General features: G+C 60.6%; 9 protein-coding genes and 1 tRNA gene. 8 read left to right on the forward strand and 2 right to left on the reverse strand.

Annotation, left to right across the window (positions count from 1 at the left end):
- The first annotated feature begins 14 nt into the window (after positions 1-14).
- From OC71_RS19485 to OC71_RS19515, 7 genes are all read left to right on the forward strand, one after another.
- Positions 15-935 (forward strand): ABC transporter permease, encoded by a 921-nt coding sequence (locus tag OC71_RS19485; protein ID WP_041072497.1) that lies wholly within the window; start codon positions 15-17, stop codon positions 933-935.
- Positions 935-1741, forward strand: coding sequence for an ABC transporter permease (locus OC71_RS19490; RefSeq protein WP_041072499.1), 807 nt, complete (start codon positions 935-937; stop codon positions 1739-1741). Before OC71_RS19485 ends, OC71_RS19490 begins: the two co-directional genes overlap by 1 nt.
- Positions 1742-1768: 27 nt before the next feature.
- Positions 1769-2815, forward strand: a complete 1047-nt coding sequence (locus OC71_RS19495) for an extracellular solute-binding protein (protein ID WP_041072501.1) — start codon at positions 1769-1771, stop codon at positions 2813-2815.
- Positions 2816-2876: 61 nt separating this feature from the next.
- Positions 2877-4331, forward strand: coding sequence for an amidase (locus tag OC71_RS19500; protein ID WP_041072511.1), 1455 nt, complete (start codon positions 2877-2879; stop codon positions 4329-4331).
- A gap of 86 nt (positions 4332-4417) precedes the next feature.
- Positions 4418-4494, forward strand: a tRNA-Met gene (locus OC71_RS19505).
- Between the two features lie 322 nt (positions 4495-4816).
- Positions 4817-6064 (forward strand): S-type pyocin domain-containing protein, encoded by a 1248-nt coding sequence (locus OC71_RS19510; RefSeq protein ID WP_084234239.1) that lies wholly within the window; start codon positions 4817-4819, stop codon positions 6062-6064.
- Positions 6065-6072: 8 nt separating this feature from the next.
- Positions 6073-6342 carry a bacteriocin immunity protein gene (locus tag OC71_RS19515; RefSeq protein ID WP_041072503.1) on the forward strand — a complete coding sequence of 90 codons (270 nt, stop codon included), beginning with the start codon at positions 6073-6075 and terminating at the stop codon, positions 6340-6342.
- Between the two features lie 144 nt (positions 6343-6486).
- Here OC71_RS19515 and OC71_RS19520 read toward each other — a convergent pair whose 3' ends face one another.
- Positions 6487-7605: a DUF2817 domain-containing protein gene (locus OC71_RS19520; RefSeq protein ID WP_041072505.1), complete on the reverse strand. Its 1119-nt coding sequence runs from the start codon at positions 7603-7605 to the stop codon at positions 6487-6489.
- A gap of 264 nt (positions 7606-7869) precedes the next feature.
- Between OC71_RS19520 and ggt the strand changes: the two genes are divergently transcribed.
- A complete protein-coding gene (ggt, locus tag OC71_RS19525) occupies positions 7870-9702 on the forward strand; it encodes a gamma-glutamyltransferase (RefSeq protein ID WP_041072507.1) in 1833 nt (610 codons plus the stop codon).
- 91 nt (positions 9703-9793) lie between these two features.
- Here the strand turns inward: ggt and OC71_RS19530 are convergent, their stop codons facing one another.
- A complete protein-coding gene (locus OC71_RS19530) occupies positions 9794-10393 on the reverse strand; it encodes a flavin reductase family protein (RefSeq protein ID WP_041072509.1) in 600 nt (199 codons plus the stop codon).
- Positions 10394-10480 lie beyond the last annotated feature (87 nt).

A 10480-nucleotide genomic window follows, 5' to 3' on the forward strand; every position in this document is an offset into this window, starting at 1 on the left:
CCTGAGGAGTTGCCATGCACGCCTTACCGATAGCCAACACGCTGGAGCGCCGCAAGGCCTTTCAGAGTTTCCTCGGGGTCAGCCCGGCGCTGGTCGCCATCGGCCTGTTTCTGCTGGTGCCGATCCTGATTGTCATCGGCTATTCGCTGATGGAAACCAACCCCTACGGCGGGGTCAATAAAGTTTTCAGCAGCGATGCCTACACCTCGTTGCTGTTCGAACGCCAGATGGACGACAGCCTGGCCTTTGCCGATTCCTACCTGATCATCGCCCTGCGCTCGGTCGGCATTGCCGGGCTGACCACGCTCATCACGCTGTTGATCGGCTTCCCGGTCGCGGTGTGGCTGGCGATGCAGCCGGCGCATCGGCGTGGCCTGCTGATCTTCCTGATCACCGTGCCGTTCTGGGCCAACCTGCTGATCCGCACTTATGCGTGGATTCTGCTGCTGCGCAACACCGGGGTGATCAACAACAGCCTGATGGGCATGGGCGTCATCCATGAGCCGTTGCAACTGTTGTACACCGACGGCGCAGTGCTGCTGGGGCTGGTTTATACCTACGCGCCGTTCGTGGTGTTGCCGATCTACGCCACGCTGGAAAAGATGGATATTCGCTTGCTCGAAGCCGCTCAGGATCTGTATGCCGGCCGCGTGCGCACTTTGCGCAAAGTCGTCCTGCCAATCGCTAAACCGGGAATTCTCGCCGGCGCCATCCTCACGTTCGTGCCGTGCCTGGGCGCGATGATCGCCCCGGAACTGCTCGGCGGCGGCACGCGGATGATGCTCGGCAACCTGATTTTCCGGCAGTTCAGCGATGCACGTAACTGGCCGTTCGGCGCCGCGCTGTCGCTGGTGCTGATGGCCGCCGTGATGCTGGTCTTGACCGTGTATGCCTTGCGCGCCGAGCGCCAGCGCATCGCCAAAGGAGGTGCGTAATGCTCGCGCTATTCAAACGCAAAGGGCTGGGCGTGCAGGACTTCCCCGGTTTCGGCGGCTTCAGCTTGCTGTTCTATCTGTACCTGTACGCGCCGATCGTGGTGCTGGTGGTGTTCTCGTTCAACGCCAACCAGTCCGCGACGGTGTGGACCGGTTTCAGCCTCGACTGGTATCGCGCCGCGTTCGCCAATCAGGCCTTGCGTCAGGCCGCTGGCAACAGCCTGTTGATCGCGGTCTGCGCGAGCATGATCGCCACGGCGATTGCCACCCTCGCCGCCCTCGGCACCTCACGCGGCGCCAAGTTCAAGGGCCTGCAATTGTCGATGGGCGCAATCATGTTGCCGCTGGTGCTGCCGGAAATTGTCGTCGGTGTGGCGACGCTGGCGCTGTTCTCCACCATCGGCCTGTCGCTGGGCTACGGCAACTTGATCATCGCCCATACGGTGTTCTGCATTCCGTTCGCCTACCTGCCGATTCGCGCGCGCCTCAACGACATGGACCTGTCGCTGGAGCAAGCCTCGGCCGACCTGTATGCCGGCCCGTGGCGGACCTTCCGCAAGGTGACCTTGCCGCTGCTGATGCCGGGAATTTTCTCCGGGCTGATGCTGGCCTTCATCGTCTCGCTGGATAACTTCGTGATCTCGATGATGGTCGCCCAGGCCGGTACGACAACGCTGCCGATCTTCATCTTCGGCCTGTTGCGCATGGGCGTGACACCCGACGTCAACGCCGTGTCGACCCTGATCCTCGGCGTCTCGGTGCTGTTTGTGAGCCTCTCTTACCTGCTGGGCAAAAAGAACGCCTGAACCTTCCAAGAACTGTGGGGAAATAACATGAGCAAGTGGATAAAAAGCGTCGGCACTGCGTTGTTCCTGACTGTGCCGCTGGCGATGACCGGCAGCGTTCAGGCTGCGGAAAAACTCAACGTGGTGAGCTGGAGCGGGTACTTCTCGCCGGAGATTCTCGCCAAGTTCCAGAAGCAGACCGGTATCGAAGTCACCGTCGATTCCTACGACTCCAACGAGACCCTGCTGGCCAAACTGAAACAGGGTGGCGCCGGGTATGACGTGGCGATTCCGTCGCACCAGTTCATCCCGATCCTGATCAAGGAAAACCTGTTGGAGCGCTTCGACCCGGTCAAGGAGCCGTACTACGCCAGCGTTGTGGATAACCTGAAAAAACCGAGTTGGGACCCGGAGGGCGCGTACTCGGTGCCATTCATCTGGGGCACCACCAGCGTGGTCCTCGACACCGCGCGCTACAAAGGCCCGACTGACAGCTACAAGGTTTTATACGAGCCGCCAGCCGAGTTGCAGGGACGGATCAACATGTTCGACTCGACCAGCGAGATGGTCGACATGGCCAGCCTCTATCTGAATGTTCCGCTGTGCAGTGAAGACCCGAAACAGATGCAACAGGTGCTGACGCTGCTCAAGGCGCAGAAGCCGTTCGTGAAGACCTACAGCTCCAAGGCCGGCTCGATCCGCGAGAACCTCGCCTCGGGTGAAATCGACATGTCGATGTTCTGGGGCGGCTCGTCGATGCGCGCCCGCGAGATGAAACCGAGCCTGAAATACCTGTACCCGAAAGAAGGCGTACTGGCTTGGGTCGACAACATGGTCATCCCCACCGGCAGCAAGAACCCGGCGAACGCCAAGGCGTTCATCGCCTTCCTCAGCCAGCCGGAAAACTCCGCGATGACCCAGAACTTCCTCAAGCACCAGAGCCCGATCAAAGGCGTCGAACCGTTCCTCGATGCGGCGCTCAAGGATGCGCCGGAATTGCACATTCCCGAGGGCACTCACGTGGTGTTCAGCAAGACTTGCGGTGAAGGCGCGATTCGCCTCGCTGACCGTCTCTGGACCAACCTGATGCGTTGACTCCTGCCGCCTCGGCATGATGCCGGGGCGTTTCTTCAGCCGTCTGAAAGGCGCCGTTGTCATGAATTCCAATAACATCAGCGAACTGGTCCTGCTGCAGGCCCATGAGCTCGCCGAACGCATCCGCCTGCGCCAGGTGTCCTGCCGCGAAGTGATGCAGACTTATCTTGCCCATATCGAACGCTTCAACCCGCAGGTCAACGCGCTGATCAGCCTGCAGGCGCCCGATGTGCTGCTGGCCCAGGCCGATGCGCGCGATGCCGAACTGGCGCGTGGCGAATACCGTGGCTGGATGCACGGCCTGCCCCACGCGATCAAGGATCTGTCGCTGACCCAAGGCATCCGCACCACGCTCGGCTCACCGTTGTTCAAGGACTTTATCCCCGAGCGCGACGGCATCATGGTCGAGCGGATCAAGGCCGCCGGTGCGATCATCATCGGCAAGACCAACACCCCGGAATTCGGCCTCGGTTCGCAGAGCTATAACACGCTGTTCGGTGCTACCGGCTGCGCTTATGACCCGAGCAAAACCGCCGGTGGCAGCAGCGGCGGCGCAGCAGCGGCGCTGGCGATGCATCTGGTGCCGGTGGCCGATGGCAGCGACATGATGGGTTCGCTGCGTAACCCGGCGGCGTTCAACAATATCTTTGGTTTCCGCCCGTCTCAGGGCCGCGTGCCGTTTGATGACAGTGCCGATCTGTTTTTCGATCAACTTGGCTATGAAGGACCGATGGCCCGCAGCGTGCGCGATGCGGCGTTGCTGCTGTCGGTGCAGGCTGGGGGCGATGCCCGGGCGCCGTTGTCCATCGCTGAATCCGGAGAGGTCTTTGCCGCGCCGCTGGCGCGTGATTTCAAGGGCACGCGATTGGGCTGGCTGGGAGACTTCAACGGTTATCTGCCGATGGAAAACGGCGTTCTGTCGCTGTGCGAGAAGACCTTTGCCGACTTTGAAAGCCTTGGCTGCCACGTTGAATCCGTTCAGCCGGGGTTCGCGCCTGAGCGGTTGTGGAGCAGTTGGCGGACGTTGCGGCACTGGATGGTCGCGGGGTCGCTGGGCGCAACTTATGCTGATCCACAGAAGCGCGAGCTGCTGAAACCGGAAGCCTGCTGGGAAGTGGAAAACGGTCTGAAGCTTTCGGCGAGCGAAGTGTTCGCCGCGTCGGTGGTGCGCAGCGATTGGTATCGGGCGATTTCCCGGTTGTTCGAACGCTACGATTACCTGCTGCTGCCCAGTGCACAGGTCTTCCCGTTCGATAAAACCCAGCCTTGGCCGACGTCTATCGAGGGCGTGAGCATGGACACGTATCACCGCTGGATGGAGGTAGTCATCCCCGGCACGCTGTCGGGTTGCCCGGTGGCGAGCGTTCAGGCCGGATTCAATGCGCAGGGGTTGCCGATGGGGCTGCAGATCATCGGCCGGCATCAGGCGGACTTCGCGGTTCTGCAACTGGCGCACGCCTATGAACAGGCCAGCCGCTGGTTCGAACGTTGTCCTTCGCCGCTGCTTGGCCTGTGATTTTGATAAACGGTTGAAAGCGTAGAAAAAATTTTTAAATTTACGCTTGACGCTTTTCCATTTCAGGGGAATAATGCGCGCCACTTGGCTACATAGCTCAGTTGGTTAGAGCATAGCATTCATAATGCTGGGGTCCGGGGTTCAAGTCCCTGTGTAGCCACCAAGTACTAAAAACGGCTTACCGAAAGGTAGGCCGTTTTTTTATGCCTCGAAAAAACCACTCTCCTGTGGCGAGGGGATTCATCCCCGATGGCTGCAAAACCGACCTTCGCCATCCAGCTGCCCCATAATTCCTGATTGGCCCTGACCAAGGTTAATGGCACGTCAACAAACCGGGAAAGCACTGCAGGAAAAAGGTGCGCGCGGTGTACGAATTGGATTTTTCGTAAAACCTCGCGCCTGAACCCCACCCCATCGGTTTGCCCGAATTCCCCGTTGACCGACAAGCTCCCCTGGCTCGTTTCAAAGCCATACAGGGAGTTGGCATGGCTCGATTCAAATTTCTCTTCGATGAAGATTGGCTTCGGAAACGTCCGAGAAGGACCGGCTCATGGGCCGCTTGGAATCCGCCTCCCCCGCCGGAGCCGGTGTACATCGAAAAGGATGAATGGCCAACGCCCAAGCCCCGCGAAGACCAGGTGTTCGCCAAGTCCTGCACGCCGGATAACTGGTGTCGAACGGACGCCGGCACTACGCCAGAGCCCGCCGCCAATTTCGGCAAGATCATGGTCGCGGGGGCCATGCTCTTTCCCTCAGCCAGCACCGCGGTAGCGACTGCGCTCGGCGCCGACCTGGCTTTGGGGCGCATGGCCGGCGGCGGGATTCTGCAACAACGCCTCAACTGGGCCATCCGTGGCGCAGGCGGCGCGGCCAGCGTATTCATCCTCGGGATGCTGCCGACCCGCATGGGCGACGGCACATTGCACACCGACGAACAACTACGCCGCATGAGCCGCGCCAGCACTCGCGTGCGCTTCCAGTTTCGGCGCGATGCCCAAGGCGTCATGCAGGTTTACGGCATTCATTCCGGCGCTTCGGGCGATGACTCGGTCCGTACCGTCAACGTCGAGTGGAACAGCGACAAGACGGCGATGGAAGCCAAGCTCAACGGCATCACGATTTTATGGACGCCGCAACGCGGGCCACTCGGTTCAATGCCGCCGCTGGTTTATCCGGAACACGGCGAGCAACTGAACACGATCCTTGTCCACCCGATTCCCGAGAACACTGATACCCAGATAGAAGGCCTGCCCGGCGAAGACATTACCGCCGAGGATTGTATTCTGGTGTTCCCGGCAGAGACTGGGTTGAAGTCGCTTTATGTGGTGTTTTCAAGGCCGGCCAGGCTGATGCCGGGGACGGTGACGGGGGTTGGTGAGGATGTTTCGGGGGTATGGCTGGAACATGCGCGGACTGGGTCTGGCGCACCTGTCCCTACCACTATTGCCGATTCAATGAGAGGGCGCGAATACTCTACTTTTGATTCATTCAGACGTGCCTTCTGGACCGCAGTCTCGAGGGATGGTGTGGTAGCGGGGCAGTTCAGCGATGACAGCTTGGAACGTATGCGCAATGGGAAGGCACCGCGAGCACGCTTAATAGATGCGGCGGGCAAAAGGATCTCTCACGAGATTCACCACGTGGTACTGATATCCGAAGGCGGCGAGGTCTATAACGTAGATAACCTGCGGATCCACACGCCAAAAAATCACGTCGAAACACACCAAGAATAGGGAACAGCATGAATTATCCATTCATCAAACGCAGCTTTTCGGACTACACCGAACAAGACTTCGTTGAATTCGTGGACGAGATCAGAAAAGAAGACAAGGCGCCCACTGATGAGCGTGCAGATGTTTTAGTGCGGCACTTCAACTCGATTGTTGGTCATCCAAGCGGGATGGACCTTATTTACTATCCAGAACCCGGAGCGGACACGTCGTCCGCTGGTATAGCTCGTACAGTTGCAGCATGGCGTGCTGCTAATGGTCTGCCCGGATTTAAGCAATAAGCGTTTTTTATCCTTCGAGACACACCGAACCCGTGGCGAGGGGATTTATCCCCGATAGGGTGCGCAGCACCCTTTTCCCCATTAAAACCGAACTGGCCCGCTGCGCAGTCCATCGGGGATAAATCCCCTCACCACAATCCCAAGTCAGACCCATTCAGTCTGCTCTGCCGACAGGGCCGCCAACCCCTTCGCCCAGATCTGCCGAGTCCGCAGCCCGACCATCGCCCGCCAGTCCGGATCGGCCGGATAAAACTGCTCCAGCAGATTCAACTTGATCGCCCGCCCCGTCGCATCCAGCGGATCGCCATGCAGATGGAGCCAATGGTCATCGCGCAAATGCCGATGCACGTCTGGCCCCGGATACGTTCCGCATTCGATCACGAATGGCATCAGTTGCACGTCGGGCAACGCATTGAGCAGCGCCTGTGAGGTGTACCCGGTAGCGGTCGCTGCCACACCGGTTTCACTCAAGGTGTCGGCGCCGGTGTGCAGCGTGTACAGCCATGGGCCATAAATCGCCTGTGCCTGCGCGAGTGCCGGATAAGGCGCCTGGGTGATGGTGAGCAACATCGGATGCCCGTACTCCCCTGCCCCGGTGTGCAGGTCGAAGCACATCACGGTTTCAGCACCGGTCAAATGCGCGTCGATGATCTGATGCAAGGTGCGATTCGACCAGCTCGGTGCGCGGCCGCCATAGAACAGTCCATCGGGATGACTGTGCTGACCGCCCTCGACAATCGACATCACCGCCGGCCAGCCATGTTCGGCAATCTGTGCGTCGAGCAAGGCATCGGCCTGCGCGCGCTGCGGTCCGTGCAAATCGGTGCAGGCGTAGATCTCGTGCAGCGTGGCGTAGGCGCGGTTATCCGGCAACGGTCTAGTGAAATCCAGATGATTGCGGTTGAGGTCGATGTTGTCTTCGTTGACCCGGCGCAGCCACGCGGTGCCCCATGGGTTGATCAAGTGGATCATCACTACCGCAACATCCTTGGGCAGCGAGCCGGGAACGAAAGTTTGCAGCCAGTCGATCTGGCAATCCGAACCGTAATAGCCCTCGACCCCGTGAGTGCCGCTGAGTGCCACCAATCGACGTTTGGCCTGCGGATCACCGAGCACAGCGACGTCGGTGCTCAAGGGTTCACCGAAGGGGCCGCAACGCGGATGGGCGTACGAGGTGAGCGTGGCTCCGGCAGTTTGGGCGGCGGTCAGAAACTGTTCGCGCTGATCACGGTAACTGGACTCGGTGGGAAACTCGCTGTGCATGTCGGCCTCTTGTTGGTTTTGTAGGTGTGGGAGCGAGCTTGCTCGCGAAGGCGATTGCGCATTCAACATTTTGGTTGCCTGACACGCCGTATTCGCGAGCAAGCTCGCTCCCACAGGGGCTTTGTTTCAGTTCGATCAATTTGGCATTGACCCTAGCGAACATCCGCTCAGAAAAGAAAGACAAAAATGCCCGGCGGTTTGCGTCGCGACCGGCCGGTCGATAAAGTCCTTCAGACCTTTCACCCCACGGACGGAGAGCCCCACGTGTTCCCAGCCCTGCCCCTGAGCCGCTTTCGCCTGCCTGCCCTGACGCTGATCATCAGCGCCCTGACCCTCACCGCGTGCAACGCCCCGCCCTCCTCGACCTTGCCGCTGGCACCGGAAGCCGCTTCCGGTTACCGCACCGATCTGCAGACTCGCCACGCCAGTCAACACATGGCCGCTGCCGCCAATCCGCTGGCCGCCGAGGCCGGTCGCGAGATGTTGCGCAAGGGTGGTTCGGCGATTGATGCAACGATTGCCATGCAAGCAGTGCTGACCCTGGTCGAGCCGCAATCCTCCGGGATCGGTGGCGGCGCGATGATCGTGTTGTGGGACGGCAAACAGGTGCGTACCTACGATGGTCGCGAAACCGCGCCGGCGGGTGCCACCGAGAAGCTGTTCCTGCAGGCCGACGGCAAACCGATGCCGTTCCCGCAGGCACAGATCGGCGGGCGCTCGGTGGGCACGCCGGGCGTGTTGCGTGCGCTGGAAATGGCACACAAGCAACACGGTCGGCTGCCGTGGGCCACGCTGTTCGAACCGGCGATCAAACTCGCCGAACAGGGTTTTGCTATTTCGCCGCGCCTGCATTCTCTGCTGGAATCCGACCCGGTGATCCGCAAATCCCCGGACATGGCCGCGTACTTTCTCAACAGCGACGGCAGCGTCAAAGCCGTCGGCACGCGCCTGCAGAATCCGGCGCTGGCCGCCGTGCTCAAGCGCATCGCCAACGAAGGCCCGGACGCGCTGTACAAAGGACCGATCGCCGAAGAGATCGTCGCCAAGGTGCAGGGCCACGCCAACCCCGGCAGCTTGTCGCTGAATGATTTGCAAGGCTACGAGGCCAAAGAGCGCGCTCCGCTGTGCACCGACTACAAACGCTGGAAGGTCTGCGGCATGCCGCCACCGTCGTCGGGCGGGATCGCCGTGGCGCAGATTCTCGGCACCCTGCAAGCGCTGGAAAGCCGCGATCCACGCCTGTCGCTGACGCCGCTCAAACCCGTGAAAACCAACAAACCGGCCGGTATCGAACCCGATCCTCAAGCCGTGCACCTGATCGCCGAAGCCGAGCGCCTGGCCTACGCCGACCGCGCGCAATATGCGGCCGACACCGACTTCGTCCCGGTACCGGTCAAAGGTCTGGTAGATCCGGGTTATCTGGCCAGCCGCGCCAGCCTGATCGGCGAACGGAGCATGGGCAGCGCCAAACCCGGCACACCGCCGGGCGTACAGGTGGCCTACGCGCCGGATCGCTCACCGCTGCGTATCTCCACCTCGCAAGTGGTGGCGGTGGATGACCTCGGTGGCGCGGTATCGATGACCACCACCATCGAAGCAGCGTTCGGCTCGCACCTGATGGTGCAGGGCTTTTTGCTGAACAACCAGATGACCGACTTCTCGTTCATCCCCGAAGAGAACGGGCAGAAAGTCGCCAACCGCGTCGAACCCGGCAAACGCCCACGCTCGTCGATGGCGCCAACATTGATCTTTGATCGCAACAGCGGCCAGTTCCTCGCCAGCGTCGGCTCGCCGGGCGGTTCGCAGATCATCGAATACGTGGCCAAGACCACTGTCGGCCTGCTCGACTGGAACCTCGACCCGCAAAGCGCCATCAGCCTGCCCAACTTTGGCAGCCGCAATGGCCCGACCGAACTGGAACAGGGCCAGGTCAGCTCTGCGTTGATTCAGGCGTTGAAAGACAAGGGCCACACAGTCAATGAAATCGACATGACCAGCGGCACCCAGGCCATCGTGCGGGTCAAGGATGCGCAGGGTAAAGCGTCGTTGGCGGGTGGTGCGGATCCGCGACGTGAAGGGGAAGCGTTGGGGGATTGAAGCTACGCAGGGAAGACAAAAGGCTTACTGCGAGGTAAGCCTTTTTTTATGCCTTGTAAATTGTGCTCATCTGCCGCAAAAGGCTCGCTAATCAAACCGACAGGATTTTGCCGTCCACCGCATCGCCAATCGTCAGGAAATGCCCGCCGGCCACGTGGTGCAGCGTGCGCAAGCCGTCGTGCCCGTCGAAGTGCCAGCGGCCGTCGCTGAACACACGTTCATCGGCCTGAGCGGCGATGACTTCGGCGAGAAACAGGTCATATTGTTCGTGGTTGCGCGGTTCGGGCAGCAAGCGGCATTCGAGCCAGGCCACGCAACCTTCGAGTAACGGCGCCTCGACAGTTTTACCGGTAAAGGTTTGCAGGCCGTAAGCGTGAAACTTGTCCTGCCCCTGACTCTGCCGGATCTCCAGCCCCGAGGTATTGCCGACGGTTTGCACGATGTCAGCCTGATTGACGCACGGCACGTTGAGCACAAAAGTGCCGGACGCTTCGAGCAACTGCCGGGTCCAGGTGGACTTGTCGAGGACGACGGCGACTTTCGGCGGTTCGAAATCCAGTGGCATTGCCCAGGCGGCGGCCATGATGTTGCGCTGGCCGTCATAAGCGGCGCTGACCAGCACGGTCGGCCCGTGATTGAGCAGACGGTAGGCTTTGTTCAGGGGCACCGGGCGGCGGTGGGACGCGCTCATGGGGATCTGCTCCGGGAAAAAGGAACAGATTGTAGCGCCAGCTGCTGGTGAAAACCTGTAGGAGCTGCGGCACGCTGCGATCTTTTG

The sequence above is a fragment of the Pseudomonas sp. W15Feb9B genome (assembly GCF_000828175.1).
GTDB lineage: Bacteria > Pseudomonadota > Gammaproteobacteria > Pseudomonadales > Pseudomonadaceae > Aquipseudomonas > Aquipseudomonas parakoreensis.

Excerpts from the sequence above, each read along its gene's own strand:
- OC71_RS19485 (WP_041072497.1), top strand. The coding sequence starts at position 15 with ATGCACGCCTTACCGATAGCCAACACGCTGGAGCGCCGCAAGGCCTTT.
- OC71_RS19490 (WP_041072499.1), top strand. The coding sequence starts at position 935 with ATGCTCGCGCTATTCAAACGCAAAGGGCTGGGCGTGCAGGACTTCCCC.
- OC71_RS19500 (WP_041072511.1), top strand. The coding sequence starts at position 2,877 with ATGAATTCCAATAACATCAGCGAACTGGTCCTGCTGCAGGCCCATGAG.
- OC71_RS19520 (WP_041072505.1), bottom strand. The coding sequence starts at position 7,605 with ATGCACAGCGAGTTTCCCACCGAGTCCAGTTACCGTGATCAGCGCGAA.
- OC71_RS19510 (WP_084234239.1), top strand. The coding sequence starts at position 4,817 with ATGGCTCGATTCAAATTTCTCTTCGATGAAGATTGGCTTCGGAAACGT.
- OC71_RS19515 (WP_041072503.1), top strand. The coding sequence starts at position 6,073 with ATGAATTATCCATTCATCAAACGCAGCTTTTCGGACTACACCGAACAA.
- OC71_RS19530 (WP_041072509.1), bottom strand. The coding sequence starts at position 10,393 with ATGAGCGCGTCCCACCGCCGCCCGGTGCCCCTGAACAAAGCCTACCGT.
- OC71_RS19495 (WP_041072501.1), top strand. The coding sequence starts at position 1,769 with ATGAGCAAGTGGATAAAAAGCGTCGGCACTGCGTTGTTCCTGACTGTG.